The sequence below is a fragment of the Hansschlegelia quercus genome (genome assembly GCF_004310425.1).
Lineage (GTDB): Bacteria > Pseudomonadota > Alphaproteobacteria > Rhizobiales > Methylopilaceae > Methylopila > Methylopila quercus.
In genome coordinates, this window is record NZ_SIUB01000001.1 from 371741 (window position 1) to 393344 (window position 21604).

Below are 21604 nucleotides of genomic sequence, written 5' to 3' on the forward strand. Positions count from 1 at the left end.
GACAGAATTGTCTGAATAGGTCGCATCGACCCACTCATGCGGGAGAGATTATGCAAACGACGGCCGAATATGGGTCGCCTGCGGTCGAAGCAATTCCGACGGAAATTGATGACGCCGCCGTCGTCTGCTTCTCACATTTACGCTGGGATTTCGTCTATCAGCGTCCACAGCATCTACTTAGTCGTTTCGCGAAGCGACATGATGTACTCTTCATCGAAGAGCCGGTGTTCGAAGACGTTGCCGTTCCTGAGATGCGACTTTCCCCTCGAGGTGAGAATGTTCGTATCGCAGTCCCTGTTCTTCCACACGGCCTGAGCGAAAGTGCCAAGGTCCACGCGCAGCGACAGCTGATTGATCGTGAGCTTGAAGGCCTGCCGCAAGCTCGCCGGATCTTCTGGTACTACACGCCGATGGCGTTGCTTTTCACGCGCCACCTTCAGGGTGACGTCGTCGTCTTCGACAGCATGGACGAGCTCTCGGCGTTCAAGGGCGCGCCCCCGGAGTTGATCGCTCTCGAAGAGGAGCTGATGGGCCGCGCCGACGTTGTGTTCACCGGCGGTCACAGCCTGTTCGAGGCGAAGAAGCATCGCCATCGTGACATTCACGCCTTCCCCAGCAGCATCGATACGCGGCATTTCGCGCGCGCCCGCTCCCCCGAGCGAAAGGATCCGGAAGATCAGGCCTCTATCAAGGGCCCGCGGCTCGGCTTCTTCGGCGTCGTCGACGAGCGCATGGACATCGATCTGCTCGGCGAGGTCGCGAAGCTTCGACCGGACTGGTCGTTCGTCATGATCGGACCGGTGGTGAAGATCGATCCTGCCGACCTGCCGAGGGCGGATAACATCCACTGGCTCGGCGGCCGCGACTACAAACAGCTGCCCGACTATATTGGCGGGTGGGACGTCGGCTTCATGCCGTTCGCGCTGAATGAATCCACCCGGTTCATCAGCCCGACCAAGACGCCCGAATTCCTGGCCGCTGGCGTGCCGGTCGTCTCGACGCCGATCGTCGACGTGATCCGCTCCTATGGAGGCGAGAACTACGTCGCTATCGCCCAAGACGCCGCCTCCGTCGTCCAAGCGGCCGAAGAGTTGATGGCGGCGGATCGGGAGCCTTGGCTCAGGAGAGTCGATCAGAAGCTCGCGCAGTCATCCTGGGATCAGACATTCGAGAGAATCTATGAGCGGGTCGCAGCGGCGAATGCGCGTCGCGGCGGGCTGAATGAAGGGGCGCACGCTGGAAAGGATAGCTTCCGTGTATGATTGGCTCATCGTCGGCGCGGGTTTCGCCGGCAGCGTACTAGCCGAGCGCATCGCTTCTCAACGCGACCAGTCCGTCCTGATCATAGATCGTCGTCCGCATATCGCTGGCAACGCATACGATCGGCACGACGACGCCGGCGTCCTGATGCATCAGTACGGCCCGCATATCTTCCACACCAACTCCGACGCGATCGTCGACTACCTGTCGCAGTTCACCGAGTGGCGGAAATACGAGCACCGCGTTCTCGGTCGGATCGACGACAAGATTGTCCCGATCCCGATCAACCGCACCACGATCAACGCCCTCTACGGCCTCGACTTGAAGTCCGACGAGGAGGCGCAGACCTTCCTCGACTCGCGGGCCGAGCCCGTGGAGGAGATCAAAACGTCCGAGGACGTCGTGGTCTCCAAGGTCGGCCGTGAGCTCTACGAGAAGTTCTTCAAGGGCTACACGACGAAGCAGTGGGGGCTCGACCCGTCCGAGCTCGATAAGTCCGTGACGTCCAGGGTGCCGACCCGCACCAACACGGATGATCGCTACTTCACCGATGAGCACCAAGTGATGCCGAAGCACGGCTACACGAGGATGTTCGAGAACATCCTGAAGCATCCCAATATCAAGGTGATGCTGAACGCCGACTATCGCGAGGTGAAGGATGTAATCCCGCATCGGCGGCTGATCTTCACCGGCCCGATCGACGAGTTCTTCGACTTCAGGTACGGCCGCCTGCCCTACCGCTCGCTGCGCTTCGAGCACGTGACGCACGAGCAGGAACAGTATCAGGCCGTTGGAACGGTGAACTACCCGATGACCGAGGCCTACACCCGCATCAGCGAGTACAAGCACATCACCGGACAGAAGCACCACGCGACGACGATCACCTACGAGTATCCCTCGGCGACGGGAGACCCGTACTACCCAATCCCGCGTCCGGAGAACCAGACGCTCTACAAGCGTTACCAGGCGCTCGCGAACGAGACCGAGAACGTGCACTTCGTCGGGCGGCTTGCGACCTACCGCTACTACAATATGGATCAGGTGGTCGGTCAGGCGCTGGCGGAGTTCCGCCGCATCCAGGAGACGGTTCCGCTGTGGACGTCGCCGGTCAACGGCAAGAACCATCACGCGGATGGCGAGCTCATCATGCCAGACGGCGCGCGGCTCCTGAACTGATCGTCGAGCTTTGACACAAACCACGAAAGGCGTCGCCGGCATTCGGCGGCGCCTTTTTTCTTTGACTTCAGGCGCCCTGGCCCACTCCGAAGCGGCCAAGCCCGGGTAGATTGATCGCAGGCCGCCGAAGCTCGAACCCGACGATCGCGCCCAGCACGTTGATCTCAATGCCCTCCAGCCAGCCGATCGTCACGCCGCCATAGCCGCCGAGCGTGAAGCGGAAGCCGGTCTTGGACGGCGTCAGAGAGAGCCATTTGCCACCATAGGGATAGTCCTTGCCGATCGCTGTCGTCGGCAATTTGGCGTCGAGTTCGGGAGCCGCCGCCATCACGGCCGCCACGAAGGTGTTCGAGTTCGGCCCTGGCCAGGCGTGGTAGTCGCCATACTCCTTGAACTTGTAGGATTCGATCGCGGCTTCGATCTGCGGGATGGCGCGCTCGGCCTTCTCGCCATCGGCGGAGAATACGACGTCCGGCGCGCGGCCGAACCATCTGCCATCGGCGATGAAGCCGTTGACGCGGACCGGCTCGCCCCACGCCGTATAATCGTAGCGGGTATAGGCGTTCGCCCCTGCCCGCTTCACGACGATCCAACAATGCGTCGCGAAGATCCCGCGCCAACGCACCGTCCGCGCAGCGAAGACGCGCACGACGGCGTCCCTCTGCTCGTTCGCGGGACGCAGCAGGCCGGCGCTCGACCGATCGGCCGTGCTCCAATTCCGCGGGCTGTCGCCCACGGCGTAGAGCAAGGCGGAGATCGCCAGAGGGATCAAAAAGAAAAGGACGAAGCCGGAGAGAAGCCCGAGAAGGATACGTGTCATCATCTCAGGTGAAGATGGCGAGGCCAAAGCCGTTGGAGAAGGGGTGTGGGCGCCGCAGGCCGCAGCCGAGCGCCCTATATTCCTCCTCAGTCGACGGTGTGGGGAGCAAACGATGCAATCGCCTTGGAGCGAGGACGACCGTAAGGCGATTGGCGCAATCGCCGGCCAACACGGGTTCAGCGAAGACGCAGGAGTTGCGATGGCCGTCGCGCTTGCGGCCGGCGGCGGCGCGATGGCGCAGTTCGGCCATCCTGAGCTCGGCGGGATGGGGCAGTGGTCGCAGGGAGGCATGCTGATGATCGGCGACATGTTCAACGACGGTCTCAAGCATCGCGTCCGTGGTCTCGCCGACGAGCTCGCCTCCGCGATGCGCGATGGCCGCATCTCCGCCCCGAAGGCTTCCGAAAGCTGGGGCAGCAGCCGGTGGTGGCCGGAAGAGCTTGGCCAGCCTTCGTCCAGCGGCTCCCAGAACGGCCAGCGCTATGCGGTCTTCCCCGACAAGCGGCGGCTCGCGATCGAACGTGATGGGCGGGTCACGATTCATGACACGGGAGATCACCGCATCCACGGCGCCTCGCAGCAGCAGGGATCGAATTCCAACCTCGCCTTTAACGGCGATCTGGGTTCGGTGAACCTCTCGGATTTGCCGGAAATCAGGCGCTCGCCGGATGCGCGCGAGAAGCCGTCCGCGTCCTTCGAAACAGCGGCGCAGCCGTCGTTCCCTCCGTCCGAGCAGGCCAAACAGCCTCGCCCTGCGCCTGCCGCGGCCACACTTTCGTCGCCTGCGTCCGGCGACCCTATCGAACTGATCCGCAGGCTCGCGGAGCTGCGTGATGCCGGCTTGCTGAGCGAAAGCGAATTCTCAGTAAAGAAGACCGAGCTGCTCAGCCGCCTCTGACGACGATGCGCCAAGTAAGCGATGCGGGCTTCGGGACGCCCTTCGATCAAATCGGCTGGTCGGAGTGGCAGGATTCGAACCTGCGACCCCCTCGTCCCGAACGAGGTGCGCTACCAGGCTGCGCCACACTCCGTCTCGCCGATGGCGGGCTTATAGGGGGGTCGCGGGCGCTCTGCAAGCGGCCTGGAGACGCAGCGTCCATGTCATGACGGAACCACCTTCGCGTCGGCGCGTTTGTTGAACGCGCGGCGCTTCTACGCGACGCGAACCGGGAGGATTTCAGACATGGCCGATCCGATCACAGACCGCGCGAACGATCTCGCAAGCGGCGTGGCCGACGCAGGCCGCAGCGCAGCGTCCAGTGCGCGCAACGCGGGCGACAAAGTGGCGTCCGGCGTCGAAAGCGCGTCCGAGAAGGGCGCATCGGCCATCCGTCGCGGCGGCCGGAGCGGTTCTGCGGCTTATGACGATGCAGCAGCCGACCTCGACGGGCGCGTGAGCTCGATTGAGGACACCATTCGTCAAAACCCTCTCGCGGCGGCCGGCGCCGCGCTTGTCGTCGGAATTTTTCTGGGCCGGTTCGTGCTTTGAAAAGTTGATTTAACTTTTTCGCGTGTCTTATCGGCACGTCCAAACAAGGTGGACATCGCTATGGTGAACTCGACCACGGTTAAGGGTGCGGCCAAGGAAGCCGCCGGCAAAGTGAAGACTGCGGCTGGCAAGGCGACGGACAATCCCAAGCTCGAGGGCAAGGGCCGGGCCGAAGAGGCCGAAGGCAAAGTTCAGAAGACGGCCGGCAAGGCTAAGACGGCAGTTAAATCCGCCCTTAAGTGAAGGGCGGCCGGGGGATGATGACTATGTACGCGCGTATCTTCGTGTTTATCGGCGCTCTCGCTTCGACGGTCGCGCTGGCCGCGTGCTCCAACACTATGGGCGGCGTCGAAGCGGACGCCGGTCAGGCCGTCGTCCGCCGCGCGAACTGATCGGGCGACGCGCTTCGCCTAAGCCGCTTCCTTCTTGTCGATCAGCTTTCTTACCGTTTCGACGAGATGGGAAAGCGATGTCCGCGATTTCGTCATTGTTGCTTCCGCGTGAAGCGTCGGGTTGAGATCGACGTCGCGAGCCGAGAAGATGATGGCGGGCACCGGCTGAGGGCTAAGCTCCCTTAGAGCCGCCAACAGATCGAGCCCTGACCCATCCTCGAGCGCCACGTCAACGATCGCCAGATCAAAGCGTCCCGAGCGAAGTTGACCGATTGCGCCTGACAAGGTGCCGACGGACACCACGTCCGCGAGGGGCGCCAGCGAGGCCGATACGACCTTGCAGAGATCGAGATCGTCCTCGACGTGCAGGATCCGAGACCGTGAGGACGCGCGCCCAAGCGAAACGCTGAGGAGTTCCGCGATCCGCCGCGTGTCGACCGGCTTCTCCAGCCACGCGGCGACCTCGAGCGAAGCAGACTGCGGATCGCCCCCGCGCAGCGCGGCGTCGGCCGACACCACAACAATCGGAATTCGCGAGCTCGCTGGCCGGGACCGCAATGTGCGAATCAGCGAGACGCCGTCGCCATCCGGCAGACGGAGATCGACCAGCATGGCGTCGATCCTTTCCTCCGCAACAATACGCAACGCCTCCTGAACTCCCCCTGCGGTTCGCGCCTCGAAGCCCGCGTCTCGCATCTGCTCAGCGAGGATCGTCGCGATCAGCGGGTCGTCCTCGCAGATAAGGACGCGCGCGGCCTGAGCCGACGACACCCGCACTCCTCGCTCCGAGACCGTGTGTCGCGGCAGACGAACCTCGAACTCCGCGCCGCCGCCTTCCGCGTCACGGTAGGACACTGCGCCGGCATGGCGCTCCACGATCTCGCGGGCGATGGCGAGGCCAAGCCCGGTGCCGCCCTTCCGCCGGCTGTCGGAACCGTCCGCCTGCGCGAACTTTGTGAAGATGCGGGACCGGAACGCTTCGGGCACCCCGAGCCCGCGGTCCCGGACCGAGACCACCACGATTTCCCCCTCGGCTCTCAGACTGACGGAAACCGTCTCCCCGGCCGGTGAGAACTTGATCGCGTTCGACAGCAGGTTGGTCACCACCTGGTTGAGCCGATCCGCATCGCCGCGCACGAGCAGATCGCGCATCGAGCCGTCGAAGGCGACGGTCACGTCGAATTCGTTGGCATAGCCGTCGAGACCCTGGATCGCGTGATTGACTATGTCGGCCATCACGAGAGTCTGAACCTCGAACGTCATCCGTCCGGCTTCGATCTTCTCGATGTCCAGAATGTCGTTGATGAGCCGCACGAGCCTCAAGCTATTCGAGTGCGCGATTGCGATCAGCCCCGCCACCTTCTCCCCGAGAGGACCCGCGGCCCCTCCTACGAGCAGACCGAGAGAGCCCGCGATCGAGGTGAGCGGCGTGCGAAGCTCGTGGCTGACCGTCGAGACGAACTCGTTCTTGAGGCGCTCGACGCGCTTGCGCTCGCTGATGTCTCGGGCGCTGACGAAGATGCGCTCCACCGCGCCATCGGGGCCGTACAGCGGCATCTGCAGCAATTCCACGGCGGTCGAGACGCCGTTCACCACCAGCTCACGCTCAATGGTCATGAGCCCAAGCGGATCGATCGTGCCGAGGAGTTCGCGCTCGAGCGCCGCTCCGATCCCCTTCGGCAGCACGTCGCGCAGCCGCTTGCCTATCACTGCCGAAGCCTCCAGGCCCGACATCTGGGCGGCGGCCGCGTTCCAGGTCTCGATCCAGAGATCGTGGCGCTCATCGACCCGCACGATGATCTTGGCGTCGGGCGAATGCTCGAACAGCCGCCGGAACAGCGCCTCGGCCTCGGCGAGCCGCCGCTCGCGGTCCTCAATCGCTGTGGCCGACAGAGCGAGCGCGCGTCCGAGCGCCCGCACCTCGCCGGAGGAGCCCACCTGTGGTCGGGCCGAGAGATCGCCGGCCTCGAGTTCGCCGGCGTAGGCGATCAGTCTCCGCAGGGGCCGCAGGAAGGCGATTTCGCTGCCGATGACGCCAAGCGCCAATGACGCGGCGAGGATCGCCGAGATCAGGAGCAGGCGGTCATTCAGGCGGCGGTCCACCGGACCGACAACCTGCTCCCTCGGCAACCCGATAATGAGCGTGCTCTGTTCGTTCAGCACCGGCCGGGAAATGAAAACGGATGCCGCGCCGTCAAGCTCAGGGGCGATAAACGGCCTGCCGAAGCTTGAGAGCGCACGGCTGACGAAGTCTCGCGAGCGAAGATCGGATCCGATCAGTTGCGGCATATCGGGCCGGCGGGCGATCACGACGCCATTCTTGTCGACCAGCGTCGCGGAAGCCCCTTCGGCGAGCGCGCGTTCGAGCGGCGGCCCGAACGACGACAGATCAAGCGTCGCGGCGAGGATCAGGTCGTCGGAGCCGGCCACTGGATTGGTAAGCGCGATCCGCGGCTCGCCCATGTTCCGCGTCAGGAAGACGCCCGACACCGTAAAAATGCGTCGAGCGAAGGCCTCCTGCACATAATCCCGGTCGCCGAGGTTGAGCGACAGAATGCGCGGCGTGCTGGCGCACGCGACCGAGCCGTCGCGGCGGATCGAGTAGATCGATTTCAGCGACGCGACCACGGGCAGGAATTCGGCCATCTCCTGCGCGCAGCTCGGCGCGGACGTCCTGACCTGCGACGACCGCGCTACAAACGCCAGCGTCTGGCGGGCCTGCTCGATCAGCGCCTCCTGCCGCTCGGCGACGATCTGCGCGGAGGCCCTGAGGCGCTCGGCGGCGTGGTCGAGCGAGATTTCGCGTTCCGAGCTCGCGAAATGCAGCATCAGCGCCGCGAGCGGCGACACGACGGCGACCCCGATATAGGCGATCTGCCAGCGCAGGCTCGTCGCAGGTCTGTCGACTCCGATCGCCACGAGCAAAAGGCCAAGCGCGATCGCCATGGCGACGGACGCGTCGCGGAAACCAGCGACGATCTTGAGCGTCGGCGCATCGTAGATCGTCAAGGCGAGGATGAAGAGCGGGACGGCGATGCCGACAAGGCGGGCGAACTGCCGTAAATCCCCCGCTCTCGGAAAACGGGCGCCAGTCAGCGCCAAAGCGATCGCCGCGAGCAGCAGAGACGCCCACTCTGCTGCGCTCGCGCCAAGCGGCGGCCGAACCGCGACCAGTCCCGCCACGGCTAGGAGGCCGACGCTGGCCGCCAGCCCGACACCCAGCGTTCGCCAGCCGCGGGGCCGGGCGTGTAGCAGGAACCATGACGCGCAGGCCGCGAGCACACCGCCGGCCGCAAGCGCGCCGAAGCTCGCATCCTCGCTCGACGCTAAGGCCCAGCAGGCGATCGCGGCTGCGATCAGAACGGCGCCGGCCGCCAAGAGATAGCGGAATGGGGGGAGAGCGCGCGGTTGCAGCATTGGCTCCGCCTCCGCGGGTTCGGGCCTCGCCAGGAGCTTAGCGCGACCTGGAGTTCGCCGGGAGCGTATGCGACGCGACGGAGGCCGAATCAATGACGGCCGCCCAGAAGGCCCGGGCGGCCGTCATTGTCGAGGAACACTGATCTGCGCGCGGCAGATACAAAGCGCCGTTTAGGCGGCGGCGGCCTTGCGCCCGCGCTTCGCCGGAGCCGGAGCTTCGGTCTTCTTCGCGGCGCTGCGCTGCTGGCCAAGGCCCATCTTCTTCGCGAGAGCTGAGCGCGCCTGAGCGTAGGACGGAGCGACCATCGGATAATCGTTCGGAAGGCCCCACTTCGTCCGGTACTCTTCCGGCGTCATGTCATAGGCGGTCCGCAGGTGCCGCTTCAGAGACTTGAACTGCTTCCCGTCCTCGAGGCAGACGATGTAGTCGGGCGTCACCGACTTCTTTACCGAGACGGCGGGCTTCAGCTCTTCGACAGGCGCTGCGGGCGCTGCGCCGACGGAGCTCAGCGTCGAGTAGATGCTCTGGATCAGGGCCGGAAGATCCGCCGCCGCCACCGAGTTGTTGCTGACATAGGAGCCGACAACGTCCGCCGTCAGCATCACAAGGCCCGTGTGATCGGTGCTCTCAGTCATTTTTACCTCGCCAATATTCGTTTGCACAGTATGTGCCGGTAACGACTATTGAGTTCAAGCCGATTCGCGCACAAATCGGCGCGCTCACAGCACAAATAGTTCGTTTTGCGTGCGGCATTCGCGACATTCGCCTAATAAGCGACGCCACGAATGCTCAAAGGCGAAGCTGCGAAAGCGTACGCCCGATTTCAAAAGCGGTCCTCGCGATCGGCTGCCACAGGATGGACATTTGCGGCAGCGGTTCGACCGCGGCGCAACGGCCTCGCGATCCTCTCCGCGGCGCATAGATCGCCGCTGCAAGCAGAATGCGGCCGGAACGATCCGAACCGCGAGGGGTTTGAATTACGAGACTCCCGGCTCGACCCGGGCTGGCGTGCACAACACGACAAGTGAGGAAAACACAATGCTGAACAACATCATTCGCTCAGCGGCGGTCGTCGGCGTCATCGCTCTCGGCGTGACCGGCGCAGCGGCGCAGTCGCCGCCTGTTGGCGGCAAGGGTCAGGGCGCGCCGATGGGCGTCACCGGCTCTTCGACGCAGGGCCAGATCGGTTCGAGCGGCGGCGGCGCCGTTTCGACGGAGACTGTGACAGGCGCTGGCGTCAGCCCTCAAACGTCCACCAGCAGCATGCCCGCTGGCACGACCACCGTTCAGCCGGTCAACCCGCAGGCGGAAGTCGGCGGCCAGACTTCGGGCACGGTTCGCCAGCCGCAGTAGGGCTTGGTAGACTCTGTAGATGGAAAGGCCGCGTCCAGGGACGCGGCCTTTTTCTTGTTAAGCGAAGCCCAGACTTGGCTTTTCAGTGCTGCCGAAATGGGCGCAAGCCGCTGGGCGTGTAGTAGCAACGCTTGCCGTACCAGCGACCCTTACCGCACCAACGCCCGCGGCTGTGCACGGACCGCAGGGAGTATGGCCGGCTTGTCCGGTAGCGTTTGCGCTGGACGCGGTGATTGGCGACTTCCTGAATGTCGCCGCTGTTGAGGCTCGCCATCGCATCGGCGCGAATTCCGGCTCGAGACGGCGTCATCGGCGCAGCCGAGGACGGTGACGCCTCGCCAAACGCGGCGATCCCGACGGCGCAGGCAAGCGTCAAAAGGAAGGTCCTCTTCATCGTTCTTCTCCCAGCTTCCTCCGCTCGAACTAACGTCCGAGAGCGCGCCGGGAAGGCTCAGGGCGAGCGGTTGGGAAACCCGCGCTCGCCCGCGCCAACGCGATCGAGGTCAATGGCCGGCTTTGGAGACTGCAGGCTCCTTCTCGTACATGCCGAAGCGCTCGACCATGGTGGCGCTCGCCTCGTTCAATCCGACGACTGCGACCTCGCGCCCATGCCCGCGCGCCTTCAAGACGATGCGGTCGAGAGCGGCGACCGCCGAGATGTCCCAGAAGTGAGCCGCGGCGACATCGATCACGAGACGGTCGACGTCCTCAAGCAGATCGATCTGTTCCGAGAACGCGCCGGCGGAGGCAAAGAACACCTGCCCCTGGACTCTATAGGTGCGGGAGCGACCGTCTTCCGAGAGCGAGGACGTCACGTGGCTCAGTCGCGAGACCTTGCCGGCGAAGAACACGCCCGACAGTAGGACGCCGACCAGAACGCCCTTGGCGAGGTCATGGGTCGCGACCACCGTCGCGACCGTCGCCAGCATGACGACCGACGATGGCCACGGATTTGTGCGGAGCCGCTTCAGCGAACCCCACGAGAAGGTGTTGAGCGACACCATGATCATGACTGCCGTCAGCGCAGCGACCGGCACGATCTTCAGCAGGTCCTGCAGCAGAACCAGAAGGATCAGCAGGAACGCGCCAGCCGTGAAGGTCGAAAGCCTCCCACGCGCGCCAGACGACACATTGATCACGGATTGGCCGATCATCGCGCAGCCGCCCATGCCTCCGAACAGCGCTGACGCCATGTTGGCGGCGCCCTGCCCAAGGCACTCACGGTTCTTCGAAGACGGCGTCTCCGTCATGTCGTCGACGATCTGCGCCGTAAGCAGCGATTCCAGGAGCCCGACGGCCGCGAGCGTCAGGGCGACCGGCGCGATGATCCGGAGGGTCTCCAGGGTATACGGCACGCTCGGCAGGACCAGCGCCGGCAGGCTGGTGGGCAGATGGCCGAGGTCCGATACCGTCCGTACGTCGAGTCGGAGCCAGGCGGTCAGTACGGTCAGCACGACGATCGCGACGAGGGGCGACGGGACCGCTGTCGTGAGGCGCGGCAGCAGATAGATGATGGCGAGCCCCAGGGCGATCAGCACATAGGTCGCGGGAGCCACATCGAGGAGCTCAGGCGCCTGGGCGGCGAGGATGAGGATCGCGAGCGCGTTGACGAAGCCGGTCATCACCGATTGCGAGACGAACCGCATCAGGCGCCCGAGCTTCAACAGGCCCGCGACGATCTGGAATACGCCCATCAGGATCGTGGCGGCGAACAGGTATTCGACGCCGTGATCACGGACCAGCGGGGTCATGACCACCGCCGTGGCCGCCGTGGCCGCGGAGATCATGGCGGGTCGGCCGCCGGCGAAGGAGATGACGATCGCGATCACGACCGAGGCGTAGAGGCCGACCCTCGGGTCGACGCCGGCGATCACCGAGAAGCCGATCGCCTCGGGGATTAAGGCGATCGCGACGACGATCCCAGACAGGACATCGGAACGAAAGCGCGACAGAAGCGCTGGGGCGGGAACGGGATTGGTCATGGATTATCCGCAAGACGCGAGCGCCCGCCGCCCGGCTTACGGGCGTCGTACGCTGGGAGGGTCGATTGCGTGGTCCGGCGGATCGGCGGCCGGAAGAGCCACCCGGGCTTGCACCGGGGTCCGAGCGAATGGCGACGTCTTAGCTGGATATTTGTGCGAAGCAACTGGACCTGCGCGGCGCCAGGGCGTGGCGACGCTTGAAACTCATCGCATGACCGGGTCGAAGTCCGTCCCGCCGGCCGCTAGCAGGCTGTAGGCGACGTAGATCAAGACCACCAACAGCACGACGACGACGCCGACGATCAACGGATGCGACCGCAGCATGTTCATACGAATAGGCTCCCCGCCGCGAACCGAGCGCGCGCAGCTAAGGTCGTCCGAAGGCGACTTGCAAGCAGAACGAACAAAGCTGGCTGATTGGGGCGAGCATCCGACTGTTCGTCGGAATGCTCTCTGCGGCGCGGAAGGAACACCAAGAAGATCTTGGTGGGCGCACTAGGGCTCGAACCTAGGACCCGCTGATTAAGAGTCAGCTGCTCTACCAACTGAGCTATGCGCCCGAAGACCGAAGCTTCGGCAGCGCGCCGCAGGGCCGGGGATGTAACAAAGGCCGGAGCGGCTGTCCAGCGCCGATCAGCCCTCTTCCTGGAAAACTTCTTCGCGCTTCGCCTTCACGGACGGCAGGAAGACGACCGCCAGCACCAGCGCCGCCGCGATCAGCAGTCCGGCGCTCAAGGGGCGCGTGAAAAACACCGTCCAATCGCCGCGCGATATGGTCATCGCCCGGCGGAGATTCTCCTCGATCATCGGTCCGAGCACGAAGCCGAGCAGCAGCGGGGCCGGCTCGCAGCCGAGCTTCACGAGGAAGTAGCCGAGCAGCCCGAAGAACGCGACTGTGTAGAGGTCGAACACGTTGGAGTTCACGCTGAACACGCCGATCGAGCAGAACACGAGGATCGCGGGGAACAGCACGGTGTAGGGGATCGTCAGAAGCTTCACCCACAGCCCGATCAGCGGCAGGTTGAGCAGGACCAGCATGAGGTTGCCGATCCACATCGAGGTGATGACGCCCCAGAACAGCTCGGGCTGCTCGATCGCGACGTTCGGGCCCGGCTGGATGCCCTGGATGATCATCGCGCCGACCATCAGCGCCATCACCGCGTTCGCTGGGATGCCGAGCGTCAGCATCGGGATGAACGAGGTCTGCGCGCCGGCGTTGTTCGCGGATTCCGGCGCCGCGACGCCGGCGATCGCGCCCTTGCCGAACTCCCACGGCGTCTTCGAGATCTTCTTCTCGACGGTATAGGCCGCAAACGACGACAGGATCGCGCCGCCGCCCGGGAGGATGCCGAGGATCGAGCCGAGCGCGGTTCCGCGCAGCACCGGGCCGACCATCTCCCTGAACTCCTCGCGGTTCGGAAGCAATCGGCTGATCTTCGTCGCGACGACCTCGCGGTCGCTCTCGTTCTCGAGGTTCTTGAGAATCTCCGCGAGACCGAAGACGCCGATTGCGACAGCGACAAACTCGAGCTTGTCGGAAATCTCGGGAATTCCCATCGTGAAGCGCTGCGCGCCGGACGTGACGTCGGAGCCGACGAGGCCGAACAGCAGGCCGAGCACGATCATCGCCAGCGCCTTCAGGATCGAGCCGTGCGCAAGCGCGACCGAGGAGACGAGGCCGAGGAAGATTAGCGAGAAGTACTCCGCCGGCCCGAACTGGAGCGCCAGTTCGGTAAGCGGCGTCGCGAACACCGCGACGAGCACGGTTGCAACCGTGCCGGCGAAGAATGATCCGAGCGCGGCGATCGCGAGCGCCGGCCCAGCCTTGCCCTTGCGGGCCATCTGGTAGCCGTCGATTGCGGTGACCGCGGAGGAGCTCTCGCCCGGCAGGTTGATCAGGATCGCCGTCGTCGAGCCGCCGTATTGCGCCCCATAATAGATGCCGGCGAGCATGATCAGCGAGGTCTCGGGCTTCAGTCCAAAGGTGATCGGAAGAAGCATCGCGATCGTCGCCGTCGGCCCGATGCCGGGCAGAACGCCGATCAGCGTGCCGAGCAGCACGCCGATGAAGCAGTAGAGCAGGTTGACCGGCTCGAGCGAGGCGCCGAAGCCAAGCGCCAGATTGGAGAGCAGTTCCAACGGACTCTCCTCAGACGCCAGGCAGCAGCGGCGCGACCCACGGGCCGAACATGGCATAGGGCAGTCCGAGGCCGTAGCTGAATACGATGACGCAGAAGGCGGTGAGCGCGATCGGGAGCAGGACAATGGTCCGCCAGCCTGCCTTCGCGCTCGCGAGCGCCGCAATTAGTGCGACGAGCGCGATCGCCGGGACGATGCCAAGGCCGCGCACAGTGAGGCCGAACAGGATCGGCCCCAGAAGGATGAAGACCACGCCCCGCCAAGGAACGCTGCCGATTGGCGACGTCGCGCGGCCAAGGCCCTTCACGACGATCAGCAATCCGAGCGCGCCCAGAATGATGGCGAGCATCAGAGGGAAATAGCCTGGCCCCATCCGGATCGCCGTGCCCATCGGCAGATCGATCGTGCCGTAGGCGAACAAGGCCGCGACCACGACGAACACGCCGCCGCAGATGACCTCACGAGCGTCGATTTGCATGTCCGCGAGCGCCCCGCCGGTCTGCGATCAGTCGGCGTAGACGCCGGCCGCCTTGATGACGGGCGCCCAGCGCTCAATCTCCGAAGTCAGCTTTGCCTTGAGGCCTTCCGAGGTCGCCTCGGCGTCCGTCGACGGCGCGGTGCCAAGGTCCGCGAAGCGCTTGATGACGGTCGGGTCCTTCAACGCTTTCTGCAACGAGGCTGTGAGCTTGGCGAGGGCCTCCGGCGGCGTGCCCTTGGGCGCGTAGACGCCATGCCATATCCCGAGTTCGAAGTCCTGCAAGCCCGCTTCCGCCGCAGTCGGCACGTCAGGCAGTGAAGAAAGACGCGCCTTCGTCGTCGTAGCGTAGGCCTTCACCTTGCCGGAGCGGATCTGGTTGGTGGTGTTGGTGGTCTGGTCGCACATGAAATCAACCTGGCCGCCGATCAGGTCCGTCATCGCGGGGCCCGCCCCCTTGTAGGGAACGGTCGTCAGCGCAGTCTCGATCCGGCTCATGAACAGCATGCCGCAAAGGTGCGACGCTGCGCCGACGCCGGCGTTGGCGTAGGTGACCTTGTCCTTGTTGGCCTTCACATAGTCGATCAGGCCCTTGAGGTCGGTCGGCTCCAGGCCCGAGCGCCCGACGATCGTCATCGGCACGTCGGTGACGAGGCCGACATAATCGAACGAATTCAGCGTGTCGTAGGGCAGCTTGCGATAGAGCGTGGCGCTCGTCGCCATGCCGATGTGATGCAGCAGCAGCGTGTAGCCGTCCGGATCGGACTTCGCGACGCGGCCCGCGCCGAGCGTGCCGCCGGCGCCGCCGACGTTCTCGACAAGGATCTGCTGGCCGAGGTCCTTGCCCATCGCCTCCGCGATGAGGCGCGTCACCGTGTCGGTGGGACCGCCGGCGGAGAAGGGCACCACCATGGTGATCGGGCGGGTGGGATAATCCGCGGCTGAAGCCGCGCCCATCGCAAACACGGACGCGACCGCCGCGGCGAACATCGACTTCAGCATGCTCATTCCTCCCAAGGCACAAGGCCGGCGAGGCGGTTGACCCGCGCCCGGGCGGTATGACTTTCCGCCGACCCACACTCCCCGCAGGGCCTTCGGCCTCGTGTCGGGGTTATCGCTTATGTTTCATCAGGAGAGCTGAGGCAACAGATGTTGTGGCGAAAAAGCGGCAAAGAAAGCTGAGCAGATCGCCTGATAGGAAGGCGAGATCAAGTAAACGTGAATGGACGCGCGGCCGAATACCGACAGCGGAAGAAGAGGTTAGCCTGCTTTCCGCCGCGCGGACGGATATCGGCTGAAGGCGATGGTCGTCGCCCGGGCGCAGTCGCGCTGGAAGGCGGCGACAAGCGCCCCGAGGGCCAGCAGCGCGGCGCCGAGCGCAAGACCGGCGTCGAGCCCTCCGGTGAAGTCCGTCACGACGCCGGTCAGGACCGGACCGACTGTCTGGCCGAGGCTGAACGCCACCGTGAGGGCGCCCACGCCGGAAGCCCAAGATTCCGGCGGCAGGCTCCGCCTGACGAAGATCGTCGTCGTAGCGACGACCGTGAACATGCCGAGGCCGAACACGACGCCTGAAGCGAGTTCGGCCGCGAAGCTGCGCGAAATCAGCGGCGCCGCCGCGCCAAGGCACGTCACGGTCATCGTCACCGCCATGCCCCAGCCATTGTGGAGCGCCGCGAGCGCCCTCCCCCATACAAAGGGCGCCGCGACGCCGGCGACGCCGATCACGCACCAGAACGCGCTCTCCCGAACGGGATCGGCGCCGCCGTCGCGCAGGAAGGCGATCATGAAGGTCATGTAGGCGATGTAGCCGGCGCCGAAGAGGCCGTAGCCAATTAGCGCCGGCATCATCGGCGCGAGAGGCGCGCGAGAGGCGCCGACCGGGCTCTTCTCGCCGCGGGCCGCTCGGAACGAAGGGATCATCAGCGGAGTCAGCAGGATGAAAGAGGCGACGCCGAGCCACGCCCACGCTTCTCGCCAACCGGCCTCCAGCGCGAACGGCGTCACCAGAGCTGAGACGGCGATGCCGAGCGGCGGACCAGCGTAGAACAGCGAGACCACCATGGGGCCGCTTCGGCCCAGCCGCTCCGAAATCGCGATCGCCACCGCGCCGCCGGCCACCACGCCGCAGGCGGCCGAGGCCCCCGCGACGAAGCGGAGGGCGGAAAGCGACCACAGACCGATCGCGAGAGCGCTCGCGGCAGTCGACACCGCCGCGACGATCGCGCTGAGCAGGACGAGCCGCGCCCCGCCGACGAGCGCGGCGAGCCGCCCGGCGACGATCGCGCCGAACAGATATCCGGCGGCGTTCAGCGCGTTCGGCGTTCCCGCCTCGCTGAAGCTCCATCCGAAGCCCGCCCGCATGTCCGGCAGCACAAGGGCGTAGCCGAAACGCGCGATGCCGAGGCCGATCGCCGGGGCCATGGCGAGCGCCGCCACGGCGACGAACGCGCGGCGGAACTCGGTGTTGGACGGTGAAGCGTCGGGAGGCATGTCGCGGCCTTTCGGCGAACGGAGCGCCTCACATGCCCTCCGCCAGCAGGCTTCGCCAGCCGCGCCGCCGCAAGCCTGCCCCGCGCGGGCGCAGGCTCAGGCGCTGATCGCGGCCTGCGCGTTGATCTGGCCGCGCTTCACCGAGAGCTTGTTCAGCGCCGCCACATAGGCGCGGGCCGAGGCGACGAGCGTGTCCGGGTCCGCGACCTTGGCGCTGACCGACTTGTCCCCCTCCTCGAGCCGGACCGAGACCTCGGCCTGCGCGTCGGTGCCTTCGGTGACCGCGTGCACCTGGTAGAGCGACAGGTTCGCCTCGTGCGGCACGACGCGGCGGATCGCGTTGAAGATCGCATCGACCGGACCATTCCCGGAAGACTGCACGGTGGTGTGGACGCCTTCGATGTCGAGCGTCAGCGTGGCCTGCTGCGGGCCCATCGTGCCGGCGATCACCGTCAGCGACAGCACCTTTACGCGGTCCTGGCCGATGGCGATCTGGTTGTCGACCAGCGCCTCGATATCCTCGTCGTAGACGTGCTTCTTGCGGTCCGCGAGCTCTTTGAAGCGGACGAACGCGTCTTGCAACTGGTTATCGCCGAGCTCGTAGCCGAGCGCCTTCAGCTTGTCCTTGAACGCGGCGCGGCCGGAATGCTTGCCCATCACCAGCGAGGTCTTGGTCACCCCGACGGAGGCCGGCGTCATGATCTCGTAGGTCTCGGAATGCTTCAGCATGCCGTCCTGGTGGATGCCGCTCTCATGCGCAAAGGCGTTCTTGCCGACGATCGCCTTGTTGTACTGCACCGGAAACGACGTCGCGGCCGATACCAAACGCGAGACGCGGGTGAGCATCGTCGCCTCGACGCCGGTCTCGTAGGGCATCACATCGCGGCGCGTCCGCAGCGCCATCACGACCTCCTCGAGCGCCGCATTGCCTGCCCGCTCGCCGATTCCGTTGATGGTGCACTCGATCTGCCGCGCGCCGCCGGCGAGGCCGGCCAGCGAGTTCGCGACCGCCAGGCCCAGGTCGTCATGGCAATGGGTCGAGAAGATCACCTTGTCCGCGCCGGGCACGCGCTCGCGCATGGCGACGAACATCGCGCGATACTCGTCGGGCGTGGCGTAGCCGACCGTGTCCGGCAGGTTGATCGTGGTCGCGCCCGCCTTGATCGCGGCCTCGACCGCGCGGGCGAGGTATTCGTGCCCCGTGCGCGTCGCGTCCATCGCCGACCACTCGACGTCGTCGACGAGGTTCCGCGCCTGAGCCACGGTGGCGGCGATAATCTCCAGCACCTGCTCTTCCGTCTTGCGCATCTGATGCGCGAGATGGATTGGCGACGTGGAGACGAAGGTGTGGATGCGTGGCCGGCGCGCGTTGCGCACGGCCTCGCCGCAGCGAGCGATGTCGGCGGGAATCGCGCGGGCGAGGCCGGCGATGATCGCGTTTTCAGAGCGGCGCGCGATCTCGGCCACCGCCTCGAAGTCGCCGTTCGAGGCGATCGGGAAGCCGGCCTCGATGACGTCGACGCCCATCTTGTCGAGCAGACCAGCGACTTCGAGCTTCTCGTCGAAGGTCATGGTCGCGCCGGGGCACTGTTCGCCGTCGCGCAAAGTCGTGTCGAAGATGACCACGCGGTCGTTGGAAGCGGTCATTGGGTTCTGGTCCTTCGGTCGTGTCCGCCGGGCGCAGTTCGCGCAGCCATCGAGCGGATGTCTTCGGAAATTTGTTTGCTCCTCACACCCCTGAGCGCCCAGGCGACAAGCCCGGCCGGCCCTCAGGGGCGGCTAAGGAGAAGCAGCCGAAGGCGGAGAGAACGCGCGCGGAAACCGGCCGCAGGGGTCCGGGTCAGGTCAGCGAAGAAATCGCCGCTCGCGCGCATCGTCTGGCAATATCACATTCGTCCGGTTTGACGCCAGTGTCGGCGGCGTCAGACCCGCTCCGCGGAGAACACGCGGTTGGGCGTCACGAACTCGTTCTGCGCGGCGACCGTCAGGATCTCTCGCGAGCCGGCCTCCGACGTCCGCTTCAGCAGGCCGTAGACCGAAGATGCGGCCTTCGACAGCGCCTCCGCCGCTGAGCCGCTCTCCAGCAGATGCACGAAGAACAGCGCCGCGATCGCGTCGCCTGCGCCGTTGACGGAGACGGGCAGCAGCGGCGTGCGAAGAACCCAGGCGCCCTCCCCGTCCGCAGCCAGCATGTCGATCGAATCCTGCGGCGTCTCCGGCGTCCTGAGGCTCGTCACCATCACGACGCGGGGCCCGAGCGCCTGCAGGGCGGCGACGGCCGCTTTAGCGGCGCCGAAACCCTCGATCTCGACGCCGGTCATCCACTCGAGCTCAAACTGGTTCGGCGTCGCGATGTCCGACGCCGGAACGGCGCGGTCGCGCATGAACTCCGGGATGCCCGGGCGCACGAAGATTCCGCGGCCGACGTCGCCGATTACGGGGTCGCAGCAGTAAAGCGCTTGCGGGTTCGCCGCCTTCACGCGCCCCACGGCGTCGAGGATCGCCTCTCCAGTCTGAGCATCACCCATGTAACCGGAAAGAACGCCGTCGCAGGATGCCAGGACGCCCCGTTCCTCGACGCCTGTCACGACGTCGCAGATCGCGTCCGCTGGGAACACCGGCCCGCGCCACGCGCCATAGCCGGTGTGGTTGGAGAACTGGACGGTGTTGACGGCCCAGACCTCATGGCCGAGGCGCTGCATCGGGAAAACGGCGGACGCGTTGCCGACATGGCCGTAGGCGACGTGGCTCTGGATCGAGAGGATGTTCATGGGGCCGCCGCGGGTCAGAGCGCCGATGGTCTCGCCAGCGTTCTAGTCCCCTGCCGCCTAAGCCGTCGAGCGGCTTTCAGGAATGCCGTCCTTGCGGCCGCTCAGACGTAGCTCCTGAGCAGCGCCGCCCCCGGCGCGAGCAGAACGTAGGCCCAGACCCCCGCGGACGCGGCGTTCGCCGCCTGGAAGGGGACCCACGGCATGCGGAACATGCCCGCCGCGAACGGCACGAAGGAGCGGATCGGACTGATGAAGCGTCCGATGAAGACAGCCAGCACCCCGTATCGTTCCAGGAAGCGATGCGCGCGATCGATGACTTGCGGTCGCTTCTTCACCGCCTCCCAGGATATCACCGTGTCCTTGAAGCGCAGGCCGAGCCAGTATGAGACCCAGTCGCCGATGAACCCGCCCAGCGCAACACCCGCGAAGATCGGCCAGAACGCGATATTGCTCGCCCCGATCAACGCGCCAACGCCGACGAACAGAGGCGTCGATGGGATGGCGAGCGACAGCCCGACGATCGATTCCAGAAAGGCCATGACGAAGACGATGACCGGCGCCCAGGCCTGATGGTCGCGCACGAAGTTGAGGATCGGCTGGATCACGCTGTCGAAGGTCATGAAGGCCCCGGAGAGCCGCGAGGACGGAAGCTTGAGCGGCCGACCGCTTGTCCCGTCTTCGGCGCGCCCTTTCAACGGCGCGCAGACCGAATGCGATCAACAGATTGCGCGTGAAACGCAAAGGGGCGGCCGGAGCCGCCCCTTCCGTGAGTCCTGAGGGTCGTCGCCTCAGTTCTTGGTCTTGTCGACCATCGCCTTGGCCTGGATCCACGGCATCATGCCGCGGAGCTTGGCGCCGACCTCTTCGATCTGGTGGGCGTCGTTCTTGGCGCGGGTCGCCTTAAACGAGGTCTGGTTGACCTTGTTCTCGAGCATCCAGTTGCGCACGAACACGCCGGATTGGATGTCGTTTAGCACGCGCTTCATCTCGGCCTTCGTCTCGGGCGTGATGATGCGCGGGCCCGAGACATACTCGCCATACTCGGCGGTGTTGGAGATCGAGTAGTTCATGTTGGCGATGCCGCCCTCATAGATGAGGTCGACGATCAGCTTGGTCTCGTGCAGGCACTCGAAATAGGCCATCTCGGGCGCGTAGCCGGCCTCGACCAGGGTCTCGAAGCCCGCACGGATGAGCTCGACAAGGCCGCCGCAGAGGACGACCTGCTCGCCGAATAGGTCGGTCTCGCACTCTTCCTTGAAGGTCGTCTCGATGATGCCGGCGCGGCCGCCGCCATTGGCGGAGGCGTAAGACAGGCCGATGTCATGGGCGTTGCCCGAGGCGTCCTGGGCGATGGCGATGAGGGACGGCACGCCGCCGCCCTTGAGGTATTCGCCGCGGACAGTGTGGCCCGGGCCCTTCGGGGCGACGAGCAGCACGTCGAGGTCCTTGCGCGGCTCGATCAGGTTGAAGTGGACGGCGAGGCCGTGCGCGAAGAGCAACGCGGCGCCTTCCTTGAGATTCGGCTCGAGGCTCTCCTTGTAGATGTCTGCCTGCAGCTCGTCCGGGGTGAGGAGCATCACCACGTCCGAGATCTTCGCGGCCTCGGCCGGGGGCATGACCTTGAAGCCTTCGGCCTCGGCCTTCTTGGCGGATGCCGAGCCGGGACGGAGGCCGACGATGATGTTCGGAACGCCGCTGTCGCGCAGATTGAGCGCGTGGGCATGGCCCTGGCTGCCATAGCCGATGATGGCGACCTGCTTGCCCTTGATGAGATTGAGATCGGCGTCGCGATCGTAATAGACGCGCATTGGGATGTCCTTCCCTGGTAAATGTAAT

General features: G+C 65.5%; 20 protein-coding genes, 2 tRNA genes and 1 other annotated feature. Of the genes, 7 read left to right on the forward strand and 15 right to left on the reverse strand.

Annotated elements, in window-relative coordinates:
• Positions 1 to 50 precede the first annotated feature (50 nt).
• Both EYR15_RS01765 and glf read left to right on the forward strand, forming a co-directional pair.
• On the forward strand, positions 51 to 1262 hold the full coding sequence (locus EYR15_RS01765) for a glycosyltransferase family 1 protein (RefSeq protein ID WP_131001160.1): 1212 nt from the start codon (positions 51 to 53) through the stop codon (positions 1260 to 1262).
• Positions 1255 to 2436, forward strand: coding sequence for a UDP-galactopyranose mutase (glf, locus tag EYR15_RS01770; protein ID WP_165455395.1), 1182 nt, complete (start codon positions 1255 to 1257; stop codon positions 2434 to 2436). Before EYR15_RS01765 ends, glf begins: the two co-directional genes overlap by 8 nt.
• A 67-nt stretch (positions 2437 to 2503) precedes the next feature.
• On the opposite strand, the gene EYR15_RS01775 is transcribed toward glf, so the two are convergent.
• The gene (locus tag EYR15_RS01775; RefSeq protein ID WP_131001162.1) at positions 2504 to 3256 is read right to left on the reverse strand and encodes a DUF3750 domain-containing protein; all 753 of its coding nucleotides are present in this window, start codon (positions 3254 to 3256) and stop codon (positions 2504 to 2506) included.
• Positions 3257 to 3455: 199 nt separating this feature from the next.
• On the opposite strand from EYR15_RS01775, the gene EYR15_RS01780 reads away from it, so the two are divergent.
• Positions 3456 to 4154 carry an SHOCT domain-containing protein gene (locus EYR15_RS01780; RefSeq protein WP_245498097.1) on the forward strand — a complete coding sequence of 233 codons (699 nt, stop codon included), beginning with the start codon at positions 3456 to 3458 and terminating at the stop codon, positions 4152 to 4154.
• Between the two features lie 56 nt (positions 4155 to 4210).
• On the opposite strand, the gene EYR15_RS01785 is transcribed toward EYR15_RS01780, so the two are convergent.
• Positions 4211 to 4287 (reverse strand) — tRNA-Pro (locus EYR15_RS01785).
• Between the two features lie 152 nt (positions 4288 to 4439).
• Between EYR15_RS01785 and EYR15_RS01790 the strand changes: the two genes are divergently transcribed.
• Genes EYR15_RS01790 through EYR15_RS17250 form a run of 3 tightly spaced genes read left to right on the forward strand, consistent with a single transcriptional unit; the run spans position 4440 to position 5137 of the window.
• Positions 4440 to 4745: a hypothetical protein gene (locus tag EYR15_RS01790; protein WP_131001164.1), complete on the forward strand. Its 306-nt coding sequence runs from the start codon at positions 4440 to 4442 to the stop codon at positions 4743 to 4745.
• A gap of 60 nt (positions 4746 to 4805) precedes the next feature.
• The gene (locus tag EYR15_RS01795; RefSeq protein WP_382238079.1) at positions 4806 to 4988 is read left to right on the forward strand and encodes a CsbD family protein; all 183 of its coding nucleotides are present in this window, start codon (positions 4806 to 4808) and stop codon (positions 4986 to 4988) included.
• A 23-nt stretch (positions 4989 to 5011) separates the two neighbouring features.
• A complete protein-coding gene (locus EYR15_RS17250) occupies positions 5012 to 5137 on the forward strand; it encodes a hypothetical protein (RefSeq protein ID WP_280986908.1) in 126 nt (41 codons plus the stop codon).
• 18 nt (positions 5138 to 5155) lie between these two features.
• On the opposite strand, the gene EYR15_RS01800 is transcribed toward EYR15_RS17250, so the two are convergent.
• Together EYR15_RS01800 and EYR15_RS01805 are read right to left on the reverse strand one after the other, a co-directional pair.
• Entirely contained in the window at positions 5156 to 8554 is a 3399-nt protein-coding gene (locus EYR15_RS01800) for an ATP-binding protein (RefSeq protein ID WP_131001165.1), read from the reverse strand.
• A gap of 171 nt (positions 8555 to 8725) precedes the next feature.
• Positions 8726 to 9190 carry a Ros/MucR family transcriptional regulator gene (locus tag EYR15_RS01805; RefSeq protein WP_131001166.1) on the reverse strand — a complete coding sequence of 155 codons (465 nt, stop codon included), beginning with the start codon at positions 9188 to 9190 and terminating at the stop codon, positions 8726 to 8728.
• A 403-nt stretch (positions 9191 to 9593) separates the two neighbouring features.
• Here EYR15_RS01805 and EYR15_RS01810 point away from each other — a divergent pair, with 403 nt between their 5' ends.
• Positions 9594 to 9908 carry a hypothetical protein gene (locus EYR15_RS01810; protein ID WP_131001167.1) on the forward strand — a complete coding sequence of 105 codons (315 nt, stop codon included), beginning with the start codon at positions 9594 to 9596 and terminating at the stop codon, positions 9906 to 9908.
• Positions 9909 to 10411: 503 nt separating this feature from the next.
• On the opposite strand, the gene EYR15_RS01815 is transcribed toward EYR15_RS01810, so the two are convergent.
• The 11 genes from EYR15_RS01815 to ilvC all read right to left on the reverse strand — a co-directional run bounded on the left by EYR15_RS01815 (position 10412) and on the right by ilvC (position 21576).
• Positions 10412 to 11890, reverse strand: a complete 1479-nt coding sequence (locus EYR15_RS01815; RefSeq protein WP_131001168.1) for a SulP family inorganic anion transporter — start codon at positions 11888 to 11890, stop codon at positions 10412 to 10414.
• Positions 11891 to 11958: 68 nt separating this feature from the next.
• Positions 11959 to 12015: a sequence feature (sul1 is cis-regulatory element that is thought to sense ions involved in sulfur or methionine metabolism; They are found in Alphaproteobacteria), on the reverse strand.
• A 79-nt stretch (positions 12016 to 12094) separates the two neighbouring features.
• Entirely contained in the window at positions 12095 to 12220 is a 126-nt protein-coding gene (locus EYR15_RS17255) for a hypothetical protein (RefSeq protein WP_280986909.1), read from the reverse strand.
• Positions 12221 to 12374: 154 nt separating this feature from the next.
• Positions 12375 to 12450: transfer RNA gene (locus EYR15_RS01820), tRNA-Lys, on the reverse strand.
• Between the two features lie 73 nt (positions 12451 to 12523).
• Positions 12524 to 14029, reverse strand: coding sequence for a tripartite tricarboxylate transporter permease (locus EYR15_RS01825; RefSeq protein WP_131001169.1), 1506 nt, complete (start codon positions 14027 to 14029; stop codon positions 12524 to 12526).
• 10 nt (positions 14030 to 14039) lie between these two features.
• Positions 14040 to 14507, reverse strand: a complete 468-nt coding sequence (locus EYR15_RS01830; RefSeq protein ID WP_131001170.1) for a tripartite tricarboxylate transporter TctB family protein — start codon at positions 14505 to 14507, stop codon at positions 14040 to 14042.
• A gap of 27 nt (positions 14508 to 14534) precedes the next feature.
• The gene (locus tag EYR15_RS01835; protein ID WP_131001171.1) at positions 14535 to 15512 is read right to left on the reverse strand and encodes a tripartite tricarboxylate transporter substrate binding protein BugD; all 978 of its coding nucleotides are present in this window, start codon (positions 15510 to 15512) and stop codon (positions 14535 to 14537) included.
• A 252-nt stretch (positions 15513 to 15764) separates the two neighbouring features.
• Entirely contained in the window at positions 15765 to 16997 is a 1233-nt protein-coding gene (locus tag EYR15_RS01840) for a YbfB/YjiJ family MFS transporter (protein WP_131001172.1), read from the reverse strand.
• A 96-nt stretch (positions 16998 to 17093) separates the two neighbouring features.
• Complete coding sequence (locus EYR15_RS01845; protein WP_131001173.1) at positions 17094 to 18644, reverse strand: 2-isopropylmalate synthase; 1551 nt, start codon at positions 18642 to 18644, stop codon at positions 17094 to 17096.
• 275 nt (positions 18645 to 18919) lie between these two features.
• Complete coding sequence (gene pdxY, locus EYR15_RS01850) at positions 18920 to 19768, reverse strand: pyridoxal kinase PdxY (RefSeq protein ID WP_131001174.1); 849 nt, start codon at positions 19766 to 19768, stop codon at positions 18920 to 18922.
• 101 nt (positions 19769 to 19869) lie between these two features.
• Positions 19870 to 20388 (reverse strand): DedA family protein, encoded by a 519-nt coding sequence (locus EYR15_RS01855; RefSeq protein WP_131001175.1) that lies wholly within the window; start codon positions 20386 to 20388, stop codon positions 19870 to 19872.
• A gap of 168 nt (positions 20389 to 20556) precedes the next feature.
• On the reverse strand, positions 20557 to 21576 hold the full coding sequence (gene ilvC / locus EYR15_RS01860; RefSeq protein ID WP_131001176.1) for a ketol-acid reductoisomerase: 1020 nt from the start codon (positions 21574 to 21576) through the stop codon (positions 20557 to 20559).
• Between the last annotated feature and the right edge of the window lie 28 nt (positions 21577 to 21604).

Bases quoted from the DNA above. Each gene is read 5' to 3' on its own strand.
- EYR15_RS01765 (WP_131001160.1), top strand. From the start codon at position 51: ATGCAAACGACGGCCGAATATGGGTCGCCTGCGGTCGAAGCAATTCCG.
- EYR15_RS01775 (WP_131001162.1), bottom strand. From the start codon at position 3,256: ATGACACGTATCCTTCTCGGGCTTCTCTCCGGCTTCGTCCTTTTCTTT.
- EYR15_RS01780 (WP_245498097.1), top strand. From the start codon at position 3,456: ATGGCCGTCGCGCTTGCGGCCGGCGGCGGCGCGATGGCGCAGTTCGGC.
- EYR15_RS01790 (WP_131001164.1), top strand. From the start codon at position 4,440: ATGGCCGATCCGATCACAGACCGCGCGAACGATCTCGCAAGCGGCGTG.
- EYR15_RS01795 (WP_382238079.1), top strand. From the start codon at position 4,806: ATGGTGAACTCGACCACGGTTAAGGGTGCGGCCAAGGAAGCCGCCGGC.
- EYR15_RS17250 (WP_280986908.1), top strand. From the start codon at position 5,012: ATGTACGCGCGTATCTTCGTGTTTATCGGCGCTCTCGCTTCGACGGTC.
- EYR15_RS01800 (WP_131001165.1), bottom strand. From the start codon at position 8,554: ATGCTGCAACCGCGCGCTCTCCCCCCATTCCGCTATCTCTTGGCGGCC.
- EYR15_RS01805 (WP_131001166.1), bottom strand. From the start codon at position 9,190: ATGACTGAGAGCACCGATCACACGGGCCTTGTGATGCTGACGGCGGAC.
- EYR15_RS01810 (WP_131001167.1), top strand. From the start codon at position 9,594: ATGCTGAACAACATCATTCGCTCAGCGGCGGTCGTCGGCGTCATCGCT.
- EYR15_RS01815 (WP_131001168.1), bottom strand. From the start codon at position 11,890: ATGACCAATCCCGTTCCCGCCCCAGCGCTTCTGTCGCGCTTTCGTTCC.
- EYR15_RS17255 (WP_280986909.1), bottom strand. From the start codon at position 12,220: ATGAACATGCTGCGGTCGCATCCGTTGATCGTCGGCGTCGTCGTCGTG.
- EYR15_RS01830 (WP_131001170.1), bottom strand. From the start codon at position 14,507: ATGCAAATCGACGCTCGTGAGGTCATCTGCGGCGGCGTGTTCGTCGTG.
- EYR15_RS01835 (WP_131001171.1), bottom strand. From the start codon at position 15,512: ATGAGCATGCTGAAGTCGATGTTCGCCGCGGCGGTCGCGTCCGTGTTT.
- EYR15_RS01840 (WP_131001172.1), bottom strand. From the start codon at position 16,997: ATGCCTCCCGACGCTTCACCGTCCAACACCGAGTTCCGCCGCGCGTTC.
- EYR15_RS01845 (WP_131001173.1), bottom strand. From the start codon at position 18,644: ATGACCGCTTCCAACGACCGCGTGGTCATCTTCGACACGACTTTGCGC.
- pdxY (WP_131001174.1), bottom strand. From the start codon at position 19,768: ATGAACATCCTCTCGATCCAGAGCCACGTCGCCTACGGCCATGTCGGC.
- EYR15_RS01855 (WP_131001175.1), bottom strand. From the start codon at position 20,388: ATGACCTTCGACAGCGTGATCCAGCCGATCCTCAACTTCGTGCGCGAC.
- ilvC (WP_131001176.1), bottom strand. From the start codon at position 21,576: ATGCGCGTCTATTACGATCGCGACGCCGATCTCAATCTCATCAAGGGC.